The sequence below is a fragment of the Kitasatospora sp. NPDC057223 genome (assembly GCF_042669755.1).
Classification (GTDB): Bacteria; Actinomycetota; Actinomycetes; order Streptomycetales; family Streptomycetaceae; genus Kitasatospora.
Genome location: NZ_JBHUWW010000131.1, coordinates 1 through 25487 on the forward strand (window position 1 = coordinate 1; position 25487 = coordinate 25487).

Sequence of the window (25487 nt, forward strand, 5' to 3'; positions counted from 1 at the left end):
GTGCATGGGGATGCACCGGGCCACGCGACTGCACCGGCCGGCACCGGGGCCGGCCCGCCGGGGCTACGCCACCGGGGCGACGAACACGTGCGCCGCGATGTCCTTGCCCAGCTCGACGGCCTCCTCGCCGGCGCCCACCAGAATGCCGCCGACGCCCGCCGTGACCTGCACGGTGCCGCCCGGCCGCACACCGGCCCGGCGCAGCGTGCGCATCAGCTCCTCGTCCGTCTGGATCGGCTCACCGATCCGGCGGATCACCACGCTCGCCCCGCCGTCGCCGGGCCGCAGCGCGTCCAGCGTGACCAGGGCGGCGTCGAAGCCCTCGCCCTCCGCCTTGGTGTCGCCGAGCTCGTCCAGGCCGGGGATCGGGTTGCCGTACGGCGACTGGGTGGGGTGGCCGAGCATCGCGAGCACCTTGCGCTCGACGGTCTCGCTCATCACGTGCTCCCAGCGGCAGGCCTCCTCGTGCACCTGCTCCCACTCCAGGCCGATCACGTCGACCAGCAGGCACTCGGCGATGCGGTGCTTGCGCATCACCCGCACGGCGAGCCGGCGGCCCTCCTCGGTGAGTTCGAGGTGCCGGTCGCCGGCGACCTGAAGGAGGCCGTCACGCTCCATCCGGCCGACGGTCTGGCTGACGGTGGGGCCGCTCTGCTCCAGGCGCTCGGCGATCCGGGCGCGCATCGGGGTGATGCCTTCTTCCTCCAGCTCCAGGATGGTGCGAAGGTACATCTCGGTCGTGTCGATCAGCCCAGACATCGCCGCTGGCTCCGTTCCTCGGTGTCCACACCGCCAATTCTGACGTACCGCGATGACAACCAGGTCCACGCGAGGGTGTTCCCGGCCCCTTTTCGTCCCTGTTGACAGCGGGCGGCTCCAGGCAGCACGGTGCTGGCCGTAGCTTTCTCCACTGGCGGTCTGGACCACCGGGCCGCCCCCTGCGGCCGGGGGCACCGCCCGGCAGAATGCGAAGGCCCCGATGAACGACCTGGTCGGACAGTACTTCGACGCCGCGATCGACCACCTCCGGCGGATCCGTGCCGAGGAGTCGGGCAACATCGAGCGGGCGGCGGAGCTGCTGGCGGACGCCCTCGCCGGGGGGCAGCGGGTCTTCACCTACGGCGCCGGACATTCCTCACTGGCTGCCCAGGATGTGGTCTACCGGGCCGGCGGGCTCGTCCCGGTGAACCTGCTGGATGTCCCCGGGATGGCCGGGGTCACCGTGCGGCCCGCGCCGCTCGCCAGCGCGCTGGAGCGGGTCTCCGGCCTGGCGACCACCACGCTGGACCACACCCCGGCCACGGCCGGCGACGTGCTGTTCGTCATCTCGCTCTCCGGCCGCCAGGTGATGCCGGTCGAGCTGGCCCAGCACGCCCGCTCGCGCGGCCTGCGCGTGATCGGGGTGACCTCGCTGGCGTACCCGGCCGAGGTGACCTCGCAGCACCCGTCGGGGACGTACCTCAAGGACCACTGCGACGTGGTGCTCGACAACAAGATCGCGGTCGGTGACGGCGAGCTGACGCACCCCGGCGCCGGGACGACCTTCGGGCCGGTCTCCACCATCGTGACCAGTGCGCTGATGCAGGCGGTCATCGCCTCGACGGTCGGCCGGCTCGCGGAGCGCGGCATCGAACCGCCGCTGTTCCGCTCCGGCAACGTCGACGGCGGCACCGAGTGGAACCTCAAGGTGATGGCGGACAACGCGGACCGGATCTTCTACACCTTCTGACGGCCCCGCCCGGCGGCGCGCGCCCGGTCTGAGACAACCTGCGCGGCTTCCGGCCATCCCCGCCCGCCGCGGGGCGTACCGGGGGCCGCGCCTGGGCAGGAAGGCCCTCGACGACGGGTGGGGCCGGACGGACGACGGGGGCGTGATTCGCATGGGCCGGGTGCGCGAGGACGAACTGCTGCCCGAACTGTTCTGGGCCGCCGACTCGGCCTCCCAGCAGGGCCAGCGGCGCTCCGTCGCGCTGGCCCGCTGGGAGCTGCTGCTGCTGGTCGCGGCCGCCGCGGCCGGCTCCGCCGACGGCTCGCTGTGGGCCTGGACGGCGGCGCTCGCCTACCTGGGCGCGATCGGCCTCGCGGTGGTGGGCGGCCGGCAGAACCCGCAGGGCCTCTGGTACGAGGGGCGGGCGGCGGCCGAGTCGGTCAAGACCCTCGCCTGGAAGTACGCGGTGCGGGCCGACGCCTACCAGCCGCCGCCGACCACCCTGCCGGACGCCGAGGGCCTGTACGAGTTCCAGCTGACCCGGGTGCTGCACGCCTTCCGGGGCAGCCGGGCCGTCCGCGGCGGCGCGACGGCCGAGGTCACCGAGGCGATGCGCGGGCTGCGCGGCGAACCGCTGGCCGTCCGCCGCGAGGTCTACCTCCAGGAGCGGGTGAAGAGCCAGCACGACTGGTACGCGGCCAAGGCCAGGTACTGCGCCCGGGCCGGCTTCTGGACGGGTGTCCTGGGGATCGTCCTGCCGCTGCTCGGGCTGGTGCTCGCGGTGCTCCGGGCCCTGGACGGCTTCGGCTACGACGCGCTGGGCACCGTCTCGGCGGTCGCCGCCTCGGTCGCCGCCTGGGCGCAGCTGCGCCAGTACCGCCCGCTGGCCGCCGCCTACGCGCTGGCCGCCGACGAGCTGGAGCTGATCCGGCGCCAGCTGACCCGCCTCGACGTCCGCGAGCCCGGCGCCGAGGAGCTCTGGGCCCGCCTCGCCAGGGACGCCGAGGACGCCGTCTCCCGCGAGCACACCACCTGGCAGGCCCGCCGCGAGGTGCACGCCCGCGACCACTGAACCGGGCCGGCCCTCAGCGGGCGGCCACCGGGGTGAGCGGTGCGCCGCCGGCCAGGACGGCCAGGACGTTGTCGACGGCCAGGCCGCCCATCGCCTGCCGGGTGCGGACGGTGGCGCTGCCCAGGTGCGGTGCGAGGACGGCGCGGTCCTGGGCCAGCAGTTCGGGCGGGACGGCGGGCTCGTGCTCGAAGTTGTCGACGGCGGCGGCGGACAGCGCGCCGGAGCCGAGCGCGGCGGCCAGTGCGAGCTCGTCGACCACGCCGGCCGTCATGCTCACCACCACGGCGCCGGGCGGGAGTTGCGCCAGGCGGTCGGCGTTCAGCAGGTGCCGGGTGGCGGCGGTGAGCGGGCAGGTGACCACCAGGACCATGGACTTCGCGAGCAGTTCGTCCAGCGGGAGCCAGTGCGGCCCGCCCCCGGGCTCCGCCGGGAGCGGGGTTCGGTTGTGGTAGCCGACGGGCATGTCGAAGGCCGCGGCCCGGCGGGCCACCGCCCGGCCGATCCGGCCCATGCCGAGAATGCCCAGCGGCGTGCCCGCCAGCTCCATGCCGAGCAGGAAGGTGGGCGCCCAGGCCCACGACCGTCCGGAGCGCAGCAGCCGCTCGCCCTCGCCGAGCCGCCGGGTGGCCGCGAGCAGCAGGGCCCAGGCCATGTCGGCGGTGGCGGCCGTGAGGACGCCGGGGGTGTTGCTGACCGGCACGCCGCGCCGGGCGCAGGCCGCGAGGTCGATGTTGTGCGTCCCCACCGCGTGGTTGGCGACGATCCGCAGGGCGGGCCCGGCGGCGTCCAGGAACTCGTCGTCCACCACGTCGTCCAGCGTGGTGATCACGGCCGCCCGGCCGTGCACGGCCTTCAGCAGCCCGGCCCGCCCCATCGGCAGCTCCTCGTCGTGCTGGGTGACGGCGCAGGACGGCGCGAGGCGCTCGACCACCCCCGGGGCGAGCCGGCGGGTGACCAGGACGGGGGGCTTGCGGTGGTCGCTCATCAGGGCGCAGCGTACCGCCCGGCGGGCCCCCTCCCCCGGGCGCGACGGGTTCGCGCGGCGGCCGTGTTCAGTCCCGTGCTGCGGCTGCGGCGCGTGCCGGGCCGGCCCGGCCGCGCAGGACCCGGCCGGCGACGTCGACGGCCTCCACGACGGGGACCAGCAGGCAGTCGGCGTCCCCGAACCGGCCGCTGCGGATCCCCTGCCCCTCCCCGAGCAGGGCGCCCGCCAGTTCGCCGAAGTGCCGGTCGTCGAGGTCGGGTGCCTGGAAGTGCTGCCACCTGCGCTGCCCCGTGCCGTCCCGGACGACGCAGCCGTACGGCCGCGTGGGCAGGTCGGCCGCGCGGAGGTCGGCCAGGTGGAAGGCCGTCAGCCGGCTGAGCGGTACGTCGACCAGCAGCACCCGGGCGGCCAGCTCGTACAGTCTGCCCAGCGGGGAGGACTCACCCAGGTGGCAGTCGAGTTCGTGCCGCCCGGTGATCCTGCGGGCATGCCGGCCGACGGCCGCGAACGAGGTCTGCGGGTGGCTGCTGCGGACGGCGCCGGGTGTCCGGCGGATCTGCTCGGCGAGCCGGCCCATCGTCGGGGAGGCGGGCGTGGTGCGCGGGTCGAAGGCGGGCATGGCGGCCCGGTGGGCGGCCAGCCCCTCCGGGGTGAGCCCCTCGGTCAGCCGGGCCGCGAGCCGGGACGTGTCGGAGTTCTCCGGAGTCGCCGTGTACGTCACCAGGGTGCCCGGCCCGGTGCCGCCGAGGGCTTCGAGCAGGGCCCGCACCACGGTGGCGGCGCCGCCCGCGACCCGGCCGACCGAGCGCAGGCCCGCCTGCACCCACAGCACCTCGCCGGGTTCCACGCCCAGGGCGGCCAGGTCCGCGGTGAGGCTCGCGGTCGTGTGCTGCGCGGCGGCGCCGGCGGGGGCCGACGCGGGGACGGTCCTCATGAATCCTCCGCATCCGGGCGGCCGTGTCGAACACGGGGCCCGCCCGGCGGGCGGCCCCGGGCGACGCTATCAGCCCTCCGGCGCTGCCTCCAGATCACCTGGATCCCTCTGCCACGGCGCCTGCATGACTGTGCGTCAGTCCGGGCAGGCCGCGGGCCAGCTCCTCGGTGAACCGCACCCCGGCCGGGGTCAGCTCCCCGCTCGCCAGCAGGGTCGCGGCGGCCGTCGCCGTGTGGCCGCGCCAGTGCCGGTACTCGCGCGCGGCGCGGGCGCCGCCGGGGGCTCCGGCGGCCAGTTCGCCGCGCCAGAAGTCGGTGACGCCCAGGTGCGCGTAGGTGCCCTGGAGCAGGGCCCCGGCCGGGCGCGGGTCGGGCCGCCAGGGTGCGTGGTACCGGGCCTCGCCGTTGGGCCGGTGCAGCGGCACGAGGTCCATCAGCGCGCCCAGTTGGACGTGCAGGAACTCGTGGACCAGGGCCAGGGCCAGCAGCACCGGCTCGGCCGGCCGGGAGACCGCGACCGCCCCGTAGGCCCGCCGGGCCGCCGCGCTGACCGCCTCCCCGTCCGGGGCCGGGCGCAGCGGCACCAGGGTGCCGACACAGGCGCGGACCGCCTCGGCGTGCCAGGGGTGGCGGCGGACCAGGATCTGCCAGGCGTCGGCCAGCAGGGCGCGCCACTCGTCGAGTTCGGCGGGCTCCAGCGGCCCGGCGGGCGGGTGGCCGTAGAGGTCCCGGTACGGGCCCCGGTCGGTGATCACCGGCTCCCAGCGCAGGCCGTCGCAGTCCAGCGGCACCCGGACGGGCTCCGGGCCGGGCGGCCGCAGGAAGCCGGCCAGCCCGCCGAGCGGGGCGGGGCCGCCGGCCGCGAGCCGTTGCAGGCAGCCGGCCGCCCAGGCGTCGAACTCGGGGCGCAGCAGCAGTCGCTCCCACCCGGCCCGGTCGCTCTCCTGCAGTGCGCAGACCTCGGCGTACGCCTGCTCGAAGGCTTCGCGCTCCGCGGCGGGCACGGCCCGGCGCAGTGCGACGAGCAGCAGGGCGCGCTTGCTGAGCTGCCCGGCCCGCAGCAGCCGGACGGCCTCGGCGCCGCCGCGGGCGGTCGCCAGCGCGCTGAACGTCGCCCGGTCGATGCCGTGCCGCCGCAGGTCCGGCGCGGTGCGCTCGCGGGCGCCCGGCACGCCGGGGCCCGTCGTCCGCCGGCCGCCCGTGTGCAGGCTGTCAGTCATCCGCTCTCACCCGTCCACCCGTCCCGCTGTCGTCGTCGTGGTGCTCCGGCCGGGGCCCGGCACGGCCAGGTCGCGCCGGAGCCGGCCGCCGATGTGGCGGATCAGGGCCGCCAGGTCCGCGCAGTACACCGACGGGTGGGCGAAGCCGCCGTCCGCGTAGCGGTGCGCGTAGAGGCCGCCGCCGCAGACCCGGGCGAGCGGGCAGGCCGCGCAGACCGGCCCGAGGCCGGGCAGGCCGCGCTGGCGGGCCCGGAATCCGGGGTGTCCGGCGGCCGTCTCGAAGTCGTGCCGGAAGACGTCCAGGGCGGTGGCGGGGGCGCCGTCGTAGGCCGCCTTGAGACTGTCGGCCTGCTCGATGGCGCCGTCGGTCTCGATCACCACGAGGTCAACGGGGGCCAGGCCGACGGCCTCGCTGGCGGCCCGGCCGCCGAGCAGCAGGACGGACAGCTCCTCGAACAGCCGGATGCCGGTCTCCCGGCGCGGGGCGTCGTACCAGCGGTCGAAGACGGCCCGCAGCCAGTCGGCGTACGGGACGGGGCCGCCGTCGTGCGGGCCGGGCGGGGCGGCCGGCTGCGTGCGGCCGAGGCCGGGGGGCTGGGCCTCCCAGGTGCCGTGCGGGAGCAGCAGGTCGATCCGGGGCGGGGCGAAGGCGAGCAGCGCCTCGTAGGTGCCGACGGGGTCGGCGGCGAGGTCGACGACGCAGAGCAGGCCGGCGAAGAGGTCGCGGTGTCCGGGCGAGCCGAGCAGCCGCAGGGCTTCGGCGGTGGCGGCGTGGCTGCCGCGGCCGTCGGGGAGGAGGCGGTGCCGGTCGTGGTCGGCGGGCGCGCCGTCGAGCGAGACGCCGACGGCGACCCGGTGCCGGTGCAGGACGTCGAGCAGCGCGGGTTCGGCGAGCAGCCGCAGGCCGTTGGTCTGCAGGCTGAACCGTACGGCGGCCTGCCCGGCCAGGGCCTCGGTCAACTCGCCGAGGACGGCGTCCAGGTGCGCGGCGCCGACCAGCAGCGGTTCGCCGCCGTGCAGGATCACGCCGATCTCGTCGAGCCCGTGCCGGCGGGCGTGCGCGGCGATCCGGGCGGCCGTCCGCCGGACGGTGGCGAGTTCCATCCGGCGTGGCCGGGTGCGCCAGCTCTGGTCGGCCGCCTCGTACATGTAGCAGTAGTCGCAGGCGAGGTTGCAGCGACTGTGGATCTTCAGCAGGTACTGGCGGAACGGCAGCACGGAACGTGTCTGGGTGCCTGCCGGTCCGCCGACCGCGTGCTGCGCGATGGGCCGGGCCATGGGCCGAGCCTAGTACCAGGTTGACCCTGCGTCAGGCACCGGTTACACGGATGGCGGCTCGATGTCGGAGTCCAGCCGGAGTCCGGACTTCACCGCCACGGTCGTCGGGTGCTCCTCGCCCAGGGTCTGCCGGGCCCGGCGCACGCAGTCGACCCGCATCGCGGCGGCGCGTTCGCGCTGGCCGCCGAGGGCGAGGCTGAGCGAGAGGTTGGAGACGATCCCGATGGTGTCGTAGTGGTCGGGGCCCAGGCTCGCGGCCATCAGCGGTGCGGCCAGCTCCTCCAGTGCCATCGCCTCGGCGGGCTCGCCCGACAGCACCAGGTCGTTGGCGTGGTTCATCATCGCGATCGGGATGTACAGGTGGCCGTCGCCGAGGACGGCGCGGAACTGCTCCAGGGTGCGGCCGGACAGCGCGCGGGCCTCCGGCACCCGGCCGACCAGCCGGAGGTAGACGGAGAGGTTGTTGGCGGCGGCCAGGGTGACGGGGTGGGTGTCGCCGAGGTAGTCGCGGTAGCGGGTGAGGGCGCGTTCGGCGAGCGGGATGGCGCGTTCGGTGTCACCGAGGGCGTTGTAGTCGCTGGCCAGGTTGGAGGCGGCGGCGAGGGTGTCGGGGTGCTCGGGGCCGTTGATGTCGAGGTAGCGCTGGTAGATGTCCTCGTCGATCTCCACCGCCTCGTGGTAGCGACCGGCCCGGCGCAGCGCGACGGCGAGGTTCTTGCGGGCGCGCAGGGTGTCGGTGTGCGAGTCGCCGATGGTCTGCTGGTAGGTGCGGACGGTGTCCTCCAGCAGGTCCAGTGCCTCCCGGAGCCGGCCGGTCTCGCGCAGGTCGCGGGCGTAGTTGCTGGCGGAGGAGAGCGCGTAGAGGCTGTGCGCGCCGAGCGCGTCGCGCTGCTGGTGGTAGTTGCGGCGGTGGCGCTCCAGGGCGGCCTGGCGGTCGCCGGCCAGGTAGTCGGAGACGGCCAGGTTGTTGGTGATCATGAGGGTGCGGGGGTGGTCCGGCCCGAGGGTGCGCCGGGCGGCGTCCAGGGTCTGGCGGTCCATCGCGCGGGCTTCCTCGTAGCGGCCGAGGAAGCGCAGGTCGGCTCCGAGGCTGTTGGCGACGGCGAGGGTGTGCGAGTGCTCGGGGCCGAGGGTGGCGCGGAACCGCTCCAGGATGTCCTTGTCCATCTCGTAGGCCTGCTGGAGGGCGCCCTGGGAGCGGCGGATGTTGCTCAGCTGGGTGCGCAGCATCAGGGTCTGGGCGTCGTTCTCGACGTCGAAGCCGGGGCCGCCGAAGGTGTCCTCGCGCCAGCGTTCGAGGGTGCGTTCGGCCAGTTCGCGGCCGGATTCGTGCAGGCTGCGCTTCCACTGGTAGCGGACCGAGTCGATGATCCACTGGCGGACCCGCTCGTCGGCGCTGCCGGCCGCGCCGGACGGGCCCAGGTGGGGCAGGAGTTCGGCGTACTGCGGCCAGTTGGCCGGGATGTCGGGATCGCCGAAGTTCGCGGCGGCCAGCGCGTCGTGGACGACCGCGCGGATCTCGGCCTTGCGGTCCTCGTCCACCTGGTCGCGCAGCACGGCCTGGACGAGCCGGTGCACGGTGATGGTCTCGCTGCCCTGGTCGGTCCTGGCCAGGCCGAACCGGTTGATGGCGCGCAGGAACTCGCCGATCGCGAGCTTGTCGCGGGGGGCGAACGGCGGCAGCGTGAGGGCGTGCGTGACGGCCCGGCTGTAGAGCAGCCGCATCGGGATGGCCTCGGGGCCGAAGAACGCGCAGATCTCCAGGATCTGCGCGGCCGGGCCGTTCACGCCGCGCAGCTCCTCGACCGAGATCCGCCAGGTGGCGGCGGCGGAGTGCGGGTACTCGGTGGGGCGCAGCCGGGTGCGCTCCAGCATCTCGGTGAGCGCGTCCTCCAGCAGTTCCAGGTAGGTGGCGACCGGCATCGGGGTCTCCTGCAGCCAGACCGCGGCCTGGCCGACGGCCAGCGGCAGGTCGCCGAGCAGGTGCGCGACCTGGTCGGCGTCCTCCGGCGCGAGGCCGGAGTTGGAGCGGCGCAGCAGTCCGACGCTCTCCTCGCGGCTGAACACGTCGACCTCGACCAGGCCGGCGTGCTTGGACCAGCCCTGGTTGCGGGAGGTGATCAGCACGTGGCCGCCGGGGGCGCCGACCGGCAGCCAGGGCGCCAGCTCGTCGGGGCTGCCGGCGTTGTCGAAGACGAGCAGCCAGCGGCGGTACGGCTGGCCGCGGCGCAGCGCGTCCAGGACGGCGGCGGCGGTGTGCGCGACGTCGTCGCCGCCCTGGATGCCGAGCCGGGGGGCGAGCTCGGCGAGCTTCTGCGGGATGTTGGCGGGCTCCTCGGCGGGCACCCACCAGATCACCTCGTACGCGGCCTTGAACCGGTGCGCGTACTCGACGGCGGTCTGCGACTTGCCCACCCCGCCGATGCCGTAGAGGACCTGGCCGGCGACGGCGTTCGATCCGGCGGTGAAGCGGTTGCGCAGCAGTTCGAGCAGCCGGCCGCGGCCGGTGAAGGAGGCGTTGCGCGAGGGGGCGTCCTGGACCTGCGGGGCGGTGCCGGGGAACCGGGACGGGGCGGGGAACTCGCCGCTGTCCGTCTCGGGCTGGCGGCTGGTGCCGGGCGGCGGCCCCAGCTCGTTGTACAGCTGGGACTCGGCGAGCACGGCCGAGGAGCGGACGAGTTCGGGGGCGGCCCGGCCGACGAACGGCCGGGGCACCGGGTCGTCCGAGTCCTGCAGTCTCAGGGCGACCATCAGCGGTTCGCCGGTGGTGAGTTCGTGACCGTTGAGGAGCTGCCAGACCTCGACGGCGCGCGGCAGTGCGGTGTATTCGGGCGACAGCAGGGCGAGCAGCCTGCCCTGGCCCTCCAGCGGCCCGGCGGCCTCCGGCGGCAGCCCGTTCGCGGGCTCGGCGGCGCTGTGCAGCGAGGCCTGGTAGCCGAAGCCGGTGAGCGTACCGGCCGCCCACTCGGCCCACATCCGGTCCTCGGGCGCGTAGCTGACGTACACCTGGCGGGGCACCGAGCGCGAGGTGCGCAGGTAGGCGCTGTAGAGGCGGCGGCGGGCCTCGCCGGAGAGCGGGCGCAGCGAGCGGACCCTGCCGTCGGTGATCCAGGCGGCCAGCCGCTCGAAGGCGTTGAGCAGGCTGCGCGCCTCCTGCGGGCGGTCGGCGACGGTGGCGGGCACCTCCTCGTACGCGTAGAACGGCTTGTAGGGCACCTCGACGTCGCTCCAGTAGCCGGCCCGGCGCTCGGCGGGCAGCCAGCGGCCCAGGTAGGGGGCGAACGACTCGCGGGCGAAGTCCCGGCCGGCTTCGAGCCGTTCCTGCTCGGCGTCCTCGACGCGCATCGGCACCGGCAGCACCCGGATGGCGCGCTCCTCGGCCTCCGCGATGGTGCGGGCGGCGTCGACGCCGCCGCGGATGTTCTGGGCGCTGAAGGTGAAGCAGTCGACGACGGTGTCGGGCATCAGGACGGTGCAGATGCCGGAGGTGTCGCTGACGCCGGTGCGGCTGTCGATCAGGACGTAGTCGTAGTTCTGTGCCCAGCGGTCGCGCAGGGCGCGCAGGAACTCGCCGCCCCGGATGTCGCGGCCGTGGTAGAAACTGCGCCAGTTGAAGCTGGTGACGGCGGCGGAGTAGGCGGCGTTCTGCCGGCCGGCCGGCAGGAAGTCCAGCTTGCCGCCGGGCGGCAGGTCCAGGGCGAGGCCGCAGATGTAGCCGTCGACGCGGCCGGGCTCGTCCAGCCACTGCTCGGGGCTCTGCCCGGCGGGGCCGCCGGCCGAGGGCAGCGACTGGCGGACGTACGCCCGCAGCAGGTCGATCAGGCCGTCGGTGGCGTTCAGCTCGGGGTCGACGAGCAGCGGGTGGTAGTAGCGGTGCAGGCCGGGCGCCTCCAGGTCCCAGTCGACGACCAGGACGCGGAGCCCTCTGCTGGCGAGAATCCAGCCGACGTTGGCCAGAGCCATGGTGCGGCCGGTGCCGCCCTTGAACGAGTAGAAGGTGACGACCGAGCCTGGGCCGGTCCTCTCCTGGTTCGTCCCCGGCTCAGCGAACATCGTCCTGGTCCCCCCTCATCGGCATCACGGCCGTACCGTCCGGGCTGCGGCGCGGGCCGGGCGGCCCCGCCGGGATGGCGAGGCCGGGCATGTCCGGTCCGCCGTCGGCACCACCGGGGCCGAAGCCGAAGGCGGCGCCGTCGCCATCGTCCCCCCAATCGAAGTTGTCGTCCATGAGCTTGTTCTGAGCGACCGTCACCATAATGGTGAGCTCGGTGTCGAAGTTCTCCCGGGGCACGCGGACCCGGAAGAGCTGCTCCGGATCGCTCCGGCGCAGCCAGTTGCGCTGGAACACTCCGCGTACGCCCGCCCACAGTGCGTCACGCTCCGGGCCGGTCGCCGGGTCGCCGGTGCCGGCCGGCACCAGGACGCCGGTGACGGGGTGGTTCTGGCCGTCGTACTCGCGCAGGGCCGTCCCGTACGGTTCGGCGCCGGCCACCCACGGGTCGATCAGCAGGACGCTCACCTGGCTGTCCTCGCGGGCCTGGTCGAGCTGGGCGCCGATGCCGGGGCGGATCTCGTCCAGGGTGGTGATGTGGCCGGCCGCGGTGATCACCTGCTGGGCGCGGGCGACCAGCGAGGGGCGGGTCGGCGGGTGGTAGGGCGCCCACTGCCAGGGCTGGCTGCCGTACCAGCCGCCGCCGGGGGCCGCCACGGGGTCGGCGGCCGGTGCGGGGGCCGGGCCGGACGCCCCGCCGTCCGCCGCGCGTCCGGCCGCGACGAACAGGCGCACCATGCCCGCCGAGGCGGGGCGCTGGGCGGGCACCGCCGGGACGGGGAAGTAGCCGCGGACGGCACCGAGGTCGAACTCCGGCAGCTCGCCGAGCGGGCGGGCGGCCGCGTCCCTGATCCGCTCGGCGACCACCTTGACGACCCGCTGGTAGTCGGGGCCGCTGGGGTCGGTGCGCAGCAGGTCGCGCAGGCCGGAGCGGGCGTAGGTGTCGCCCATCCCCTGCTGCACGTACTGGATCCGCTGCACCTCGGGCACCAGTTCGCCGGGGAGCGAGTCCCAGAGCACCGGGATGAGGGCGGGCACGATGTCGCCGGTGAGCTCGTGGTGGCGGCGGACCCGGCCGCGGAAGGCCGTCCACTCCTTGCCGCAGTACACCGAGGCGAAGTAGGCGGGCGAGTAGAGCGCGACCATCGTCCGGCAGCAGCCGAGCATCTGGGCGAGCTGCTGCTCCCAGTTGTCCCCGAGCCGCAGCACGTCGGTGTCGCGGTAGCTCAGTTCGTCGAAGTCCGCGGAGGGTTCGATCCGGCCGAGTTCGTCGCGCAGGTCCCGGAAGAAGCGGTCGACGAACACGCCGCCGTTCTCGTAGTCCTGACGCGCGTAGCTGAAGAAGAAGTACGGCCGCACTGCACCCCCCGGGCCCCTCTGAGCCGCGACTTTCCTGCTGTCTTACCCAGGATGACGTGAACTCAGCCGGTTACACACGGGAGTTCGGCAAATCAGGACAGGTTCAGGACAGGAAGCGGACGCGGCCCGCTGCGGGGCGGCCGGACGGGGCCGCAGGTGTCAGAGCGCGGACTGGAACGCGGCGACCGGCTCCGCGCCGGGGGCCACCGCGTCGGCCACCAGGCGGCGCAGCAGGTCGCCGAGGACGGTGTCCGGCAGGTCGTCGAGTTCACCGAGCACCAGGCCCGTGATGTCGACCAGATCGGAGTCGACCGGGTCAGCGCAGAGTCCGGAGTGGAGTCCAGAGCCGATGTCCGCACCGGTGACGCTCATCAGTCCCTCATTCGATCTCTCGGCGGAGCGGGCTGGGGGCACGGGAATCAGCCCCGGTCCGCGACGCCCGCATCCTACACCTGACAGTTTCTCAGCCCGCCTGCTACGCCGCGCTGCTGTCAGCCGTACGGCCGCAGCACCGCGCCCGGGCGCCCGCTACGGGCAGAGCCGTTCCACCTGCCAGCCGTCGCCGCGGGCCAGGTACCGCAGCCGGTCGTGCAGCCGGTTCGCCCGCCCCTGCCAGAACTCCACGCTCTCGGGCACGACCCGGTAGCCGCCCCAGAACGGCGGCACCGGCACCCCCTCGCCCTCCGGGTAGCGGCGCTCCAGATCCGCGTAGCGCTGCTCCAGCACCTCCCGCCCGCCGACCGGGCTGGACTGCTCGCTCGCCCAGGCGCCGAGTTGCGAGCCGTGCGGCCGGGTGCGGAAGTACGCGGCGGTCTCGTCCCGGCCGACCTTCTCCACCCGGCCCTGGACGATCACCTGGCGGGCCAGCGTGACCCAGGGGAAGAGCAGCGAGGCGTACGGGTTCGCGGCCAGTTCGGCGCCCTTGCGGGAGCCGTAGTTCGTGAAGAAGACGAATCCGCGCCGGTCGTAGCCCTTCAGCAGGACCGTCCGCGAGCTGGGCCGGCCGTCGGCGCCGGCGGTGGACAGCACCATCGCGTTGGGCTCGGCCGCCCCGGCCAGACCCGCCTCGCGGAACCAGCGGGCGAACTGGGCCACCGGATCGGCGGCGAGGTCCGTCTCGGCCAGGCCCTCGTGGGTGTAGTGCTCGCGCATCGCGGCGAGGTCCGGGCTCGGGGGCGTGGGGTGGTCGCTTTCCGGGGTCTGCACGTCAACATCATCCCGTACGACAAGCAACGGGCACCGCTACGTCCGGACAAACCCCGGTGGGAGTTATGGTGTCTCGCCATCGCTTCACGGTCCGCCCTGCGGGGGATTGTCCGGAACAGACCGGTTGGTTCCGCAGGATTCCCTGCCGGACCGGGCGCTCGGAACACGTCGGACGCCGGATCGGGCGTCCTACGGGAAACATCACCTCGGTGGTGTATGGCGCAATGCACCCGGTGCCTGAGACTCTGGCACCGAGTGCCAACCACCATCGGTCACTGGCGTGCTGCCCCACCACGGCCGCAACGCCGATCGCAGAACTGAAGGAGCCGTCGCATGTCCGACTTCGTACCCGGGCTTGAGGGAGTCGTCGCTTTCGAGAGCGAGATCGCCGAACCCGACCGTGAAGGCGGCGCCCTGCGGTACCGCGGCGTCGACATCGACGAGCTGGTCGGCCACGTCTCCTTCGGGCACGTCTGGGGCCTGCTGGTGGACGGCAAGTTCAACCCCGGGCTGCCGGCCGCCGAGCCGTTCCCGATCCCGGTCCACTCCGGTGACATCCGGGTCGACGTGCAGTCCGCGCTGGCCATGCTCGCGCCGGTCTGGGGCCTCAAGCCGCTGCTCGACATCTCCGCCGAGCAGGCCCGCGACGACCTCGCCCGCGCCGCCGTGATGGCCCTGTCGTACGTGGCGCAGTCCGCCCGCGGCCAGGGCCTGCCGATGGTGCCGCAGAGCGAGATCGACAAGGCCGAGACCGTCGTCGAGCGCTTCATGATCCGCTGGCGCGGCGAGCCCGACCCGAAGCACGTCAAGGCGATCGACGCCTACTGGACGTCCGCCGCCGAGCACGGCATGAACGCCTCCACGTTCACCGCCCGCGTCATCGCCTCCACCGGCGCCGACGTCGCGGCCGCCCTGTCCGGCGCGGTCGGCGCGATGTCCGGCCCGCTGCACGGCGGCGCGCCCTCCCGGGTGCTCGGCATGATCGAGGAGATCGAGCGCACCGGCGACGCCGCCGCCTGGGTGAAGCAGGCCCTCGACAAGGGCGAGCGCCTGATGGGCTTCGGCCACCGCGTCTACCGCGCCGAGGACCCGCGTGCCCGCGTGCTGCGCCGCACCGCCAAGGAGCTCGGCGCCCCGCGCTTCGAGATCGCCGAGGCGCTGGAGAAGGCCGCGCTGGAGGAGCTGCACAACCGCCGCCCCGACCGCGTGCTCGCCACCAACGTGGAGTTCTGGGCCGCGATCATGCTGGACTTCGCCGAGGTCCCGGCGCACATGTTCACCTCGATGTTCACCTGTGCCCGGACGGCCGGCTGGTCGGCGCACATCCTGGAGCAGAAGCGCACCGGCCGCCTCGTGCGCCCCGCCGCGCGCTACATCGGCCCGGCCTCGCGCAGCCCGCGCGAGATCGACGGCTACGACTCGATCGCCGGCTGAGCGACCGGCCGAAACACGGGCCGAACGACAGGCCGAGCAACACGCTGAGCAACACGCTGAGCGCCGACCTGCCGGGACGGGCCCGGGGCATCCGCCCCGGGCCCGTTCCCTTCGGCCCCACCGGCTCCCGGCCGCAAAGATCACATCTCAGCGGGCGGACGGCCGTAACAAGTCCGCAATCCCAGCCAGTAGGCTGCGCCTGTGGCCCAGATCCAGATTCCCGCTGACATCAAGCCCGCAGACGGCCGTTTCGGCTGCGGCCCGTCCAAGGTGCGCCCCGAGGCCCTGAGTGCCCTCGCCGCGACCGGTACCTCGCTCCTCGGCACCTCGCACCGCCAGGCTCCGGTCAAGGAGCTGGTCAAGCGCGTGCGCGAAGGCGTGAGCAGCCTCTTCTCCCTCCCCGAGGGCTACGAGGTGGTGCTCGGCAACGGCGGCTCCACGGCCTTCTGGGACGTCGCCGCCTTCGGCCTGGTGCGGGAGAAGTCCCAGCACCTCAACTTCGGCGAGTTCTCGTCCAAGTTCACCTCCTCGGTGAAGGCGGCCCCGTGGCTCGCCGACCCGTCGGTGATCAAGGCCGAGCCGGGCACCCACCCGCTCCCCGTCGCCGAGGCGGGCGTGGACGTCTACGCGCTCACCCACAACGAGACCTCGACCGGCGTCGCGATGCCGATCAACCGCCCGGTGGGCGGCGACGAGGGCTCCCTCGTCGTGGTCGACGCGACCTCCGGCGCCGGCGGCCTGCCCGTCGACATCACCGAGACCGACGTCTACTACTTCGCCCCGCAGAAGTCGTTCGCCTCCGAGGGCGGCCTCTGGCTGGCGTCATTCTCCCCGGCCGCCCTGGAGCGCGCCGCCGAGATCGGTGCCTCCGGCCGGTACATCCCGCCGTTCTTCGACCTGCCGACGGCCATCGACAACTCGTCGAAGGACCAGACGTACAACACCCCGTCGATCGCGACGCTCTTCCTGCTGGCCGACCAGCTGGAGTGGATCAACGGCAACGGCGGCCTCGACTGGTCCGTCGCCCGTACCGCCGACTCCTCCTCGCGCCTCTACACCTGGGCCGAGAAGTCCTCGTACGCGCAGCCGTTCGTCGTCAAGCCGGCCGAGCGCTCGCAGGTCGTCGGCGCGATCGACTTCGACGAGTCGATCGACGCCGCCCAGATCGCCAAGGTGCTGCGCGCCAACGGCATCGTGGACACCGAGCCGTACCGCAAGCTCGGCCGCAACCAGCTGCGCGTCGCGATGTTCCCGGCCATCGACCCGGCGGACGTCGAGGCGCTGACGGCCTGCATCGACTACGTCGTCGGCCAGCTCTGACCTCAGCCGTACCCGTACGCGAAGGGCCACCGCCTCCGGCGGTGGCCCTTCCGTCGTCCGTAGTGCCCGGGTGCGCGCTGCCCGTGGGTGCGGACGGCCCGCAGGGTGCGAGCTGCCGGACCGCCCTACTTGCCGACCAGTGAGCTGATCACCACAACGGCCAGCAGCAGCAACAGGGCGCCGGTCACGATACGCATGCGAGTCTTCGGGTTCACGGTCAACGAGCGTACCCTCCGCGCCCGGTGGTCGTGGCGTCCGGGCCGTCCGTCCAGCAGGGTGGAGGCATGCTGACCTACGACTCCTCCGGTTTCCGGCTCGACGGCAGCCCGCTGCGGATCCTCTCCGGCGCGGCGCACTACTTCCGCACCCGGCCCGAGCAGTGGCCGCAGCGCCTCGCCGCACTGCGCGAGCTGGGGCTCAACACCGTCGAGACCTACGTCCCGTGGAACCTGCACGAGCCGTCGCCCGGCGCGTTCCGGCGGATGGACGAGCTGCCCGCCTTCCTGGACGAAGCCGCCCGGCAGGGCCTGTGGGCCATCGTCCGGCCCGGCCCGTACATCTGCGCCGAGTGGGACAACGGGGGGCTGCCCGGCTGGCTGACCGCCCGGGTCGGGCGCCGGGCCCGGACCAGCGACCCGGAGTTCCTCACCGCCGTCGACGCGTACCTGGACGCCGTCATGCCGGACGTCGTCGACCGCCAGTGCGACCGGCCGGGCGGCAACGTGCTGATGGTCCAGGTCGAGAACGAGTACGGCTCGTACGGCAGCGACGCCGCCTACCTGCGCCATCTCGCGGACGGGCTGACCGCGCGCGGGGTGCGCGTACCGCTCTTCACCTCGGACGGGCCCGAGGACCACCTGCTGAACGCCGGCACCGTGCCCGGGGTGCTCGCCACCGTCAACTTCGGCTCCGACCCGGAGGCGGCGTTCGCCGTCCTGCGCCGCCACCGCCCGCAGGACCCGCCGTTCTGCATGGAGTTCTGGAACGGCTGGTTCGACCACTGGGGTGAGAAGCACCACACCCGCGATCCGGAGGACGCCGCCGACAGCCTGCGCCGCATCCTCGCCGCCGGCGGCTCCGTCAACCTCTACATGGCGCACGGCGGCACCAACTTCGGCACCACCGCCGGCGCCAACCACGCCGACCCGCCGTTCAACTCGACCGACTGGACGGACTCCCCGTACCAACCCGCCGTCACCTCCTACGACTACGACGCCCCGCTGGACGAGCGCGGCGCACCCACCGCCAAGGCCGAGGCACTGCGTGCCGTGCTCGCCGGGTTCACCGCCGAGCACCCGGAGGAGGCCCGCCGGCCGGCCGCCACCTCCCCCGCCGACCCCGCACCCGCGCCGCTGCTCGCCGCCCGGGAGATCGCCCTCGACTCCTACGCGCCCCTGCGCCTCGACGCCCCGGTGGACTCCCCCGTGCCGCCCACCTTCGAGGAACTGGGCCTGGAGCACGGCCTCGTCCGCTACACCTTCCGTGTCCCCGGGGCGCGCCGCGAGGCCGGCCTGGCCTCGCCGCCGCAGGCAGCCGTACCGGCGGAGGACGTGGCCCTCGCGCTCACCGTCGAGGGGCTGCGCGACCGGGCCACCCTCTGGGTCGACGGCGAGCGGGTGGGGGAGCTGGCCCGCGGGGTGGTCGGCGAATCCGTACAGGTGTCCGGCGGGGCAGTGGTCGAGCTGCTGGTGGAGTCGCTCGGTCGGGTGAACTACGGACCGCGGGTCGGCGAGACCAAGGGCATCACCGGAGGCGTCCGGCACGAACGGCAGTACCTGCACGGCTGCCGGGCCGAGGCCGTCCGCCTGGACGATCTCTCCGGGCTGAGCTTCGCCCCGGCAGAACCCGGCCCCGGGACGCGACTCGCCCGGCCGCACTTCGCCCGCGGCACGCTCGCGCTCGACAGCACGGGTGACGCCTTCCTCGCCGTCCCCGGCGGCCGGCACGGGCACCTCTGGGTGAACGGCTTCCACCTCGGCCGCTACGACGACCGCGGCCCGCAGAGCACCCTCTACTGCCCGCAGCCGCTGCTGCACGCGGGTGCCAACGAGATCACCCTGCTCGAACTCGGCGACGCGGCACCCGCCGTGATCGAGCTCCGCGCGGCGGCCGACCTGGGCTGACCGCGGACGACCGGAGCCGCGGAGCCCGCCCCGCGCCCGGACGCCCTCACACCCCCAGCATCGAGCCGCCGGTGGCGTCCAGCGTCTGGCCGGTGACCCAGCGGGCGTCGTCGGAGGCCACGAAGGCCACCACGTCGGCTATGTCCGCAGCCTCGCCGACCCGGCCGAAGACGGAGTAGGCGGACACCTGGGCGCGGACCTCCGCATCCGCCAGCCAGGGGTTGATGTCGGTGGCGACGATGCCGGGGTTGACGGCGTTGACGGTGATCCCGCGCGCCCCGAGATCCTGGGCGAGGGTCAGCGTCAGGGTGTCGAGGGCGCCCTTCGTCATCGCGTAGGCGGTGATGGAGGGGAAGGCGATCCGGGTGACGCCGGAGGAGATGTTGATGATCCGGCCGCCGTCCCGCAACCGGTCGAGGCCCTCGCGGATGATGAAGAACGGCGCCTTCACGTTGACCGCGAAGACCCGGTCGTAGTCCGCCTCGGTGACCTCGTGGATCCGGCCGTGGGCGTTGATACCGGCGTTGTTGACCAGGATGTCGACCCCGGTGGCGCCCTCGCCGTGCTCGGCCAGCGCGGCGTCGAAGGCCGCCCACAGCGCCTGCGCGTCGCCGGGCAGGCCCAGCTCGGCGCCGATGGCGAAGGCGCGGCCGCCGTCGGCCCGGATCACCTTGACCGTCTGCTCGGCGGCCTCGCGGTTGCTGCCGTAGTGCACGGCGACCAGGGCCCCCTCGCGCCCCAGGCGCTCCGCGATGCCCCGACCGATGCCCCGGCTGCCGCCGGTGACCAGTGCCGTCCTGCCTGCGAGCGTGCCCATGGCCACGCCTCCACTTCCTGCCGCGGTGAATTCCATAGCGGTCGCTACGAAAAGAGACCGTAGCACGCTTCTGTAGCGTCCGATATAGAATTGGCCCATGGCCACCAACCAGCCCGCCGATTCACCCGGACGGCTCAGCAAGCAGCGCGGGCGCCCCCGCTCCTTCGACCGCGAGGCCGCCCTCTCCCGGGCCGTCGACCTGTTCTGGGAGCACGGCTACGAGGCCACCTCGGTCGCCGATCTGACCGCCGCCATGGGCATCCGCCCGCCGAGCCTGTACGCGGCGTTCGGCGACAAGCGCTCACTGTTCGAGGAGGTCGTGGCCAGCTACCAGCAGACGCACGGTGCGGCGCTCCCGGGCGCGCTGGACGAGGGGCCGACCGTGCGGGCGGGCATCGCGCGGATGCTGCTGACCGCGGCGGCCGAGTACACCGACCCGGCCCACCCGTGGGGCTGCCTGCTGATCAGTTCGACGGTCAACTGCACGTCACCCGAGGTGGAGGACGAGCTGCGCGACGTGCGCAACGGCAACGTCCGCGCGCTGGAGTCCCGGATCCGGGCCGACGTGGCGGCCGGGAACGAGCCGCCCGGCACCGACGCCGCCGCGCTGGCGCTCTTCGTCGGGACGGTCCTGCAGGGCATGTCGCAGCGGGCCCGGGACGGCGCGACCCGGGCCGAGCTGGAGCAGGTCGCGCGGTTCGCCATGCGGGCCTGGCCCTGAGCCGGACGGGCCCGGCACGGCGCGGTGCGAACCCGGCCCTGAGCGGTACGGGCCCGACCCCGAGCCGTACGGGCCTCGCCCTGAGCGGTGCGGCGCAGGCCCTGAGCGGCAGGCGCCCGCGCGCCCGGGGCGCCCCGGCCGGGCGGGCCTCAGACCCAGCGGGCCAGCGGCCAGGCGTGGACGCTCTCGTAGTGCGCGACCCCGCCGTCCGGCTCGCTCTTCATCAGGTGCAGCTCGCCGGCCTCCCACTCGACGCCCCGGAACTGCGCCAGCGCCTCCTCCAGCGCCTCCAGCTCCCCCACCGCGAGCCGCCGCACGGCCCGCCGCTGCCCGTGCGCGGAACCGGCCCGGGCCAGCGTCAGGTGCGGGTGGAAGCGGAACGCGTCGCTCTCGCCGATCACCCCGGCGGCCGCTTCGGCGGCGGCCTCGGCGAGCCGGCGCAGGGCCCAGGTCTCGCCGTCCACGCCCGCCCACAGCACCTTGTCGCCGAAGCGTCCGGAACCCGCGAGCCGCAGCCGGTGCGCCCCGTGCCCGGCGGCGGCGCCCGCCAGGGCATCCGCCAGCTCCGGCACCCGGTCGACGGGCACCTCACCGAGGAACGCCAGGGTCAGGTGCCAGCTGTCGACGCCCGTCCAGCGCAGCCGGTCCGCCCCCGGCAGGTCCCGCACCGGGGCCACCGCGTCGGCCAGCTCCTGGAGTGCTTCGACCGGCGGGAGCACCGCCACAAAGAGCCTCATGGGGCCCATCTTCCCCCGCGTGCCGCGCCGGGTTAGAACTTTTTCATGAAGATCCGTACGGGTGGCCCCGCCGACGCCGCCGACATCATCGCCCTGCTCGACACCGCGATCGCCTGGCTCGCCGCACAGGGCCGGACCGGACAGTGGGGCGACCGGCCGTGGTCGAGCCGCCCGGCGGCCGTGCAGCGGATCCACGACTACACCCGCGACCACCTGGTCCGGATCGCCGAGGACGCCGGGGGCCGGCCGGCCGGCGCGTGCATGCTGTCCGAGACGCCCCCCGCCTACGCCACGCCGGTCGCCGAGCGCGAACTGTACGTCCGCAGTCTGGTGACCGACCGGGCCCTCTCGGGGTCGGGGATCGGCGCCGCGCTGGTCGCGGACGCGGTGGCCGAGGCCCGCCGACGGGGCATCGGCCTGCTCCGGGTGGACTGCTACGCGGGCGACGACCGCCGGTTGGTGGGCCAGTACCGGGCGCTCGGGTTCACCGAGACCGACGCGTTCGAGGTGGAGCAGCCGGGCGGCCCCTGGCCGGGGCAGCTCCTGGAGATCCGGGTCTGACCCGGCATCGGGCCGGAGCGCCCCGTGGGGGATCCGGCCCGACGGTGGGTCAGCAGGCCGCGGCCAGCTCCGACCGGTCGCGCGCGCCGGCGCGCGGCACGAACGCCACCACCCGGCCGCCGCGCCCCGGGTGCAGGTCGAACCGCAGCTTCAGGTCGGCGCTGCGGGCCAGCACCAGGCCGACCACACCGGCGGCGAGGGCCGAGACGGCCCCGCAGGCGAGCAGGCCGAGCCGGGGGCCGTAGACGTCGGTCACCCAGCCGACCACCGGGGCGCCGATCGGCGTACCGCCGGTGAAGACCAGCACCAGCAGCCCCATCACACGGCCCCGCATGGCGGGGTCGGTGGCCAGCTGGAGCATCGAGTTGACCGAGGTGTTGAAGCTCAGCCCGAAGATGCCGATCAGGGTCAGCAGGACGGCGAAGGACCAGTATCCGGGCGCGAACGCCGCGAACACCTCCAGCACGCCGAAGCCGAGCGCGGCACCGACCAGCCAGCGCAGCCGGGGCGCGCCGCGGCGGGCCGCGAGCAGCGCGCCGGCCAGCGAACCGACCGCCATCGCCGTGTTGAGCAGCCCGTACTGGCCGGCGCCGACCTTGAAGGTGTCGTACGCGAATCCGGACAGCAGGGTGGGGAAGTTGAACCCGAAGGTGCCGATGAAACCGGCCAGCACCATCGGCCACAGCAGCTCGGGGCGCTCCTTGACGTAGCGCAGGCCCTCGCGGAGCTGGCCCTTCTCACGGGCGATCGGCTCGATCGGGCGCAGTTCGCTCGTGCGCATCGCGAGCAGCCCGCCGATCACCGCCACGAAGGACAGCGCGTTGACGGCGAAGGCCCAGCCGCTGCCGACGGCCGCGATGAGCAGGCCGGCCACGGCGGGGCCGACCAGCCGGGCGGTCTGGAAGTTGGCCGCGTTGAGGCTGACCGCGTTGGCGAGGTCCTTCGGACCGACCATCTCGGAGACGAAGGCCTGCCGGGTCGGGTTGTCGACGACGGTGACCAGGCCGAGCAGCAGGGCGAACGCGTAGACGTAGTACGGCGTCACGACGCCGCCGATGGTCATCGCGGCGAGGCCGGCGGCGAGCAGGCCCATCGCGCCCTGGGTGACGATCAGCAGCCGGCGCTTGGGCATCCGGTCGGCGAGGACACCGCCGAACAGGCCCAGCAGCAGCATCGGCAGGAACTGCATGGCCGTGGTGATGCCGACGGCCAGCGGGCTGCCGGTGAGGCTGAGGACCAGCCAGTCCTGGGCTATTCGCTGCATCCAGGTGCCGGTGTTGGACACGACCTGGCCGGCGAAGAAGTAGCGGTAGTTGCGGATCCGCAACGAGGAGAACATTCCGCGCGGGCGGCTGAACTGCGCGCCCGTGGGGCCCTTGGGGCCCTGGTCGGATGCGGCGGGGGGAACCGCCGCGGTGCGTTCCTCGGGGTCTTCGTCGCCGGTGCCCGGCAGCCCCGCAGGGGCGGGTGCCTGGCTCTCGGCGGTGGCGGCGGCAGCGGCCGCGGCGGGGTCGGTGCTCGGTCCGTCGGTACGGAAGGCGGCGGCGCTGGCTGCGGCCGGCGGTGTCACAGTGGTCTCCCCTCGGCGCGCGAGGGCCGGCAGGGCTGCCCTCGCGCTACTGATGTGCGTGTTCGATGCTGCGGTGATGCGGTGCTCCCTCTGCGGCGCGGTCGTTCTGTCGTGCGTCGTTCTGTCGTGCGGTCGGGCGTCGTGCGGTCATGCGTCGTGCGGCCGGGCTCAGAAGTGCGCGAGCTTGTACAGGACCGGTGCGGCCGCCCTGAGCGTCGCCCACTCGTCCTCGCTGAGCCCCTCGGCCAGCTCGGCGAGCCAGGCGTTGCGGCGGCGGCGGCTCTCCGCGAGGATCGCCTCCGCCTGCTCGGTGCTGCTGACGACCACCTGCCGGCGGTCCTCCGGGTGCGGCTCGCGCCGTACCAGGCCCTTCTCCTCCAGCATCGCGACGATCCTGGTCATGGACGGCGGCTGGACGTGCTCGCGGCGGGCGAGCTCCCCCGGGGTGGCCTGCCCGCAACGGGCGAGGGTGCCGAGCACCCCCATCTCGGTGGGGCTCAGCGACTCCTCCACACGCTGGTGGCGGAGTCGTCGGGCCAGGCGCATCGTGGACGATCGCAGCTGGCTGACGGCTGCAAGGTCCGGCTCGGACATCTCGGGCATGTATTTAGATTACGTCATTACTCTCGCTAAGGAAAATGAGATACCCCTCCGGCGCGTCCCGGCCGATAGGCGGCGACTGACGGGGCCCTGCGAGATGCTGGTCGGACCACGCCGCACCACCGCCATCAGTCGCACCTCCACCCCCACGGGCAGAGACCTCACCAGCAGAGAAGGGCCGATCGCATGTCCGACCTCCCGTCCGAGCAGAACGCCGACGGCTTCGCCCGCCTCGCCATGGTGACCATCGACTGCGCCGACCCGGCCGCGCTGGCCGCCTTCTACGGCGCACTGCTCGGCTGGGAGCCCCGGCACGTCGACGACCACTTCGCGATCCTGGACAACCCCGAGGGCGGCACCCCGCTGGCCTTCGGCCGGGTGCAGGGCTACACGCCCCCGCCGCCGGGCAACCCGGACGGCAGCAAGCACTTCCACCTGGACTTCTACGTCGACGACCTGACCGGCGCGACGGACCGGGCGATCGAGCTGGGCGCCACCGAGCCCGCCTACCAGCACGGCCGGAAACTCCGGGTGCTGATCGACCCGGCCGGCCACCCCTTCGGCCTCGCCCCGCTGGACCGCTGACCGACCGGACCGCCGGACCGCCGACCGGCCGGGGCAGCTGCCCCGGCGCGCCCCCGCCCGCTCGGCGGGGGCGCTGCGGAGGCGCCGTCAGGACTTGGTGCCGAGATCTTGCCCCTCCCGTGAAGAAAGCCTCTGACCAGGCGTTTCTTCCGAACCGGGAACGTTGTGCGACCCATGGGTAGTGGTTACTGTCGCTGTTGTCAGGGGCACCACAGCCAGGTTTCCCCGCCCGGGTCGGCCCGTGGCACCGCGCGCACCTCCGCGCCCTCGAACCCGCTTGACGCATCCTGCCGAGCGATCCCCCCTCCTTCCCCCGTCGGCCCGCCGCCCGAGACCTGGCAGCACGCTCGCCAATCCGTCCAGGGAGCTTCTCTTGGGTGAGATCCACCATGCCGTCTTCGGCTGGGTGACGCCGGCAGTCTCGTACTTCGTCGCCTGTCTGGGGGCCTTCGTCGCGCTGCGCGCCACCCGCTGGGCGCTGCTCTCCGAAGGCCGTACCAAGCGCAAGTGGCTGCTGTTCGCCTCGACGTCACTGGGCGCGGGCATCTGGTCCATGCACTTCATCGCGATGCTCGGCTTCGCCGTCACCGGCGCCCGGATCCGCTACGACGTCGTGCTCACGGTGCTCAGCCTGGTGGTCGCGATCGCGGTCGTCGGGCTCGGCATCCTGACCGTCGGCTACAGCGAGAACGCCGTCGGCGCCCTGCTGGCGGGTGGCACGGCGACCGGTCTCGGGGTGGCCGCCATGCACTACATGGGGATGGCGGCGGTCGAACTGCCCGGCCACATCCACTACGACCGGGTGACGGTGGGGGTCTCCGTGCTGATCGCGGTCTTCGCGGCGACGGCCGCCCTCTGGGCCGCGCTCAACATCAGGGGCACCCTCGCGGTGCTGGCGGCGGCCCCGGTGATGGGCGTCGCGGTCTGCGCGATGCACTACACCGGTATGGCGGCCGTGTCGGTCAGCCTCTCCGCCGGGCACGAGGCGCCGGGCGGGGTCCGGGCCCTGCAGATCATCTTCCCGCTCGCGGTCGCGCTCGGCTGCTACGTGTTCTTCGGTTCGCTGGCCTTCGCCGCTGCTCCGAGCAGGCCGGCGGCCCACCAGCCCGTGCTGGTCGGCCCGGCGCCGCAGCTGGTCCCGCGCCGGCGGGTGGTGGCCGACCGCTGAGCACAAGGCGGCGGCCCGGCCCGGACTCACATTCCGGGC

Annotated in this window: 22 protein-coding genes; 9 read left to right on the forward strand and 13 right to left on the reverse strand. The window is 74.0% G+C overall.

Going from position 1 to position 25487, the window contains the following annotated elements; translation table 11 throughout:
• Positions 1–63 precede the first annotated feature (63 nt).
• Complete coding sequence (locus tag ACFUK0_RS32525) at positions 64–759, reverse strand: metal-dependent transcriptional regulator (protein ID WP_380256198.1); 696 nt, start codon at positions 757–759, stop codon at positions 64–66.
• A gap of 220 nt (positions 760–979) precedes the next feature.
• Here ACFUK0_RS32525 and ACFUK0_RS32530 point away from each other — a divergent pair, with 220 nt between their 5' ends.
• Positions 980–1729 (forward strand): SIS domain-containing protein, encoded by a 750-nt coding sequence (locus tag ACFUK0_RS32530; RefSeq protein WP_380256200.1) that lies wholly within the window; start codon positions 980–982, stop codon positions 1727–1729.
• Between the two features lie 151 nt (positions 1730–1880).
• The gene (locus ACFUK0_RS32535; protein ID WP_380256238.1) at positions 1881–2780 is read left to right on the forward strand and encodes a DUF4231 domain-containing protein; all 900 of its coding nucleotides are present in this window, start codon (positions 1881–1883) and stop codon (positions 2778–2780) included.
• A gap of 13 nt (positions 2781–2793) precedes the next feature.
• Here the strand turns inward: ACFUK0_RS32535 and ACFUK0_RS32540 are convergent, their stop codons facing one another.
• From ACFUK0_RS32540 to pdxH, 8 genes are all read right to left on the reverse strand, one after another.
• Positions 2794–3765 carry a 2-hydroxyacid dehydrogenase gene (locus tag ACFUK0_RS32540; RefSeq protein WP_380256202.1) on the reverse strand — a complete coding sequence of 324 codons (972 nt, stop codon included), beginning with the start codon at positions 3763–3765 and terminating at the stop codon, positions 2794–2796.
• 67 nt (positions 3766–3832) lie between these two features.
• Entirely contained in the window at positions 3833–4699 is an 867-nt protein-coding gene (locus tag ACFUK0_RS32545; RefSeq protein WP_380256204.1) for an aminoglycoside N(3)-acetyltransferase, read from the reverse strand.
• Between the two features lie 94 nt (positions 4700–4793).
• Positions 4794–5918 carry an aKG-HExxH-type peptide beta-hydroxylase gene (locus ACFUK0_RS32550; RefSeq protein WP_380256206.1) on the reverse strand — a complete coding sequence of 375 codons (1125 nt, stop codon included), beginning with the start codon at positions 5916–5918 and terminating at the stop codon, positions 4794–4796.
• Between the two features lie 6 nt (positions 5919–5924).
• Positions 5925–7196, reverse strand: a complete 1272-nt coding sequence (locus tag ACFUK0_RS32555; protein WP_380256208.1) for an FxsB family cyclophane-forming radical SAM/SPASM peptide maturase — start codon at positions 7194–7196, stop codon at positions 5925–5927.
• 42 nt (positions 7197–7238) lie between these two features.
• Positions 7239–11249, reverse strand: a complete 4011-nt coding sequence (fxsT, locus tag ACFUK0_RS32560; RefSeq protein ID WP_380256210.1) for an FxSxx-COOH system tetratricopeptide repeat protein — start codon at positions 11247–11249, stop codon at positions 7239–7241.
• Positions 11239–12606 (reverse strand): TIR-like protein FxsC, encoded by a 1368-nt coding sequence (locus ACFUK0_RS32565; RefSeq protein WP_380256212.1) that lies wholly within the window; start codon positions 12604–12606, stop codon positions 11239–11241. Before ACFUK0_RS32565 ends, fxsT begins: the two co-directional genes overlap by 11 nt.
• 159 nt (positions 12607–12765) lie before the next feature.
• The gene (gene fxsA / locus ACFUK0_RS32570; protein WP_380256214.1) at positions 12766–12978 is read right to left on the reverse strand and encodes an FxSxx-COOH cyclophane-containing RiPP peptide; all 213 of its coding nucleotides are present in this window, start codon (positions 12976–12978) and stop codon (positions 12766–12768) included.
• A gap of 156 nt (positions 12979–13134) precedes the next feature.
• Positions 13135–13758: a pyridoxamine 5'-phosphate oxidase gene (gene pdxH / locus ACFUK0_RS32575; protein ID WP_380256240.1), complete on the reverse strand. Its 624-nt coding sequence runs from the start codon at positions 13756–13758 to the stop codon at positions 13135–13137.
• A 387-nt stretch (positions 13759–14145) separates the two neighbouring features.
• On the opposite strand from pdxH, the gene ACFUK0_RS32580 reads away from it, so the two are divergent.
• The 3 genes from ACFUK0_RS32580 to ACFUK0_RS32590 all read left to right on the forward strand — a co-directional run bounded on the left by ACFUK0_RS32580 (position 14146) and on the right by ACFUK0_RS32590 (position 18689).
• Positions 14146–15246 carry a citrate synthase 2 gene (locus ACFUK0_RS32580; RefSeq protein ID WP_380256216.1) on the forward strand — a complete coding sequence of 367 codons (1101 nt, stop codon included), beginning with the start codon at positions 14146–14148 and terminating at the stop codon, positions 15244–15246.
• Positions 15247–15447: 201 nt separating this feature from the next.
• Positions 15448–16566, forward strand: coding sequence for a phosphoserine transaminase (gene serC, locus ACFUK0_RS32585; RefSeq protein ID WP_380256218.1), 1119 nt, complete (start codon positions 15448–15450; stop codon positions 16564–16566).
• 284 nt (positions 16567–16850) lie between these two features.
• The gene (locus tag ACFUK0_RS32590) at positions 16851–18689 is read left to right on the forward strand and encodes a beta-galactosidase (protein ID WP_380256220.1); all 1839 of its coding nucleotides are present in this window, start codon (positions 16851–16853) and stop codon (positions 18687–18689) included.
• Positions 18690–18735: 46 nt separating this feature from the next.
• On the opposite strand, the gene ACFUK0_RS32595 is transcribed toward ACFUK0_RS32590, so the two are convergent.
• The gene (locus ACFUK0_RS32595; RefSeq protein WP_380256222.1) at positions 18736–19506 is read right to left on the reverse strand and encodes an SDR family oxidoreductase; all 771 of its coding nucleotides are present in this window, start codon (positions 19504–19506) and stop codon (positions 18736–18738) included.
• A 97-nt stretch (positions 19507–19603) separates the two neighbouring features.
• Between ACFUK0_RS32595 and ACFUK0_RS32600 the strand changes: the two genes are divergently transcribed.
• Positions 19604–20227: a TetR/AcrR family transcriptional regulator gene (locus tag ACFUK0_RS32600; RefSeq protein ID WP_380256224.1), complete on the forward strand. Its 624-nt coding sequence runs from the start codon at positions 19604–19606 to the stop codon at positions 20225–20227.
• Between the two features lie 149 nt (positions 20228–20376).
• On the opposite strand, the gene thpR is transcribed toward ACFUK0_RS32600, so the two are convergent.
• Positions 20377–20964 (reverse strand): RNA 2',3'-cyclic phosphodiesterase, encoded by a 588-nt coding sequence (thpR, locus tag ACFUK0_RS32605; RefSeq protein ID WP_380256226.1) that lies wholly within the window; start codon positions 20962–20964, stop codon positions 20377–20379.
• Positions 20965–21009: 45 nt separating this feature from the next.
• On the opposite strand from thpR, the gene ACFUK0_RS32610 reads away from it, so the two are divergent.
• The gene (locus ACFUK0_RS32610; RefSeq protein ID WP_380256228.1) at positions 21010–21525 is read left to right on the forward strand and encodes a GNAT family N-acetyltransferase; all 516 of its coding nucleotides are present in this window, start codon (positions 21010–21012) and stop codon (positions 21523–21525) included.
• 49 nt (positions 21526–21574) lie between these two features.
• Here the strand turns inward: ACFUK0_RS32610 and ACFUK0_RS32615 are convergent, their stop codons facing one another.
• Positions 21575–23095: an MFS transporter gene (locus ACFUK0_RS32615; protein WP_380256230.1), complete on the reverse strand. Its 1521-nt coding sequence runs from the start codon at positions 23093–23095 to the stop codon at positions 21575–21577.
• Positions 23096–23263: 168 nt separating this feature from the next.
• Complete coding sequence (locus ACFUK0_RS32620) at positions 23264–23698, reverse strand: MarR family winged helix-turn-helix transcriptional regulator (protein WP_380256232.1); 435 nt, start codon at positions 23696–23698, stop codon at positions 23264–23266.
• 183 nt (positions 23699–23881) lie between these two features.
• On the opposite strand from ACFUK0_RS32620, the gene ACFUK0_RS32625 reads away from it, so the two are divergent.
• Positions 23882–24280: a VOC family protein gene (locus tag ACFUK0_RS32625; RefSeq protein WP_380256234.1), complete on the forward strand. Its 399-nt coding sequence runs from the start codon at positions 23882–23884 to the stop codon at positions 24278–24280.
• A gap of 373 nt (positions 24281–24653) precedes the next feature.
• Positions 24654–25448, forward strand: coding sequence for an MHYT domain-containing protein (locus ACFUK0_RS32630; protein ID WP_380256236.1), 795 nt, complete (start codon positions 24654–24656; stop codon positions 25446–25448).
• Positions 25449–25487 lie beyond the last annotated feature (39 nt).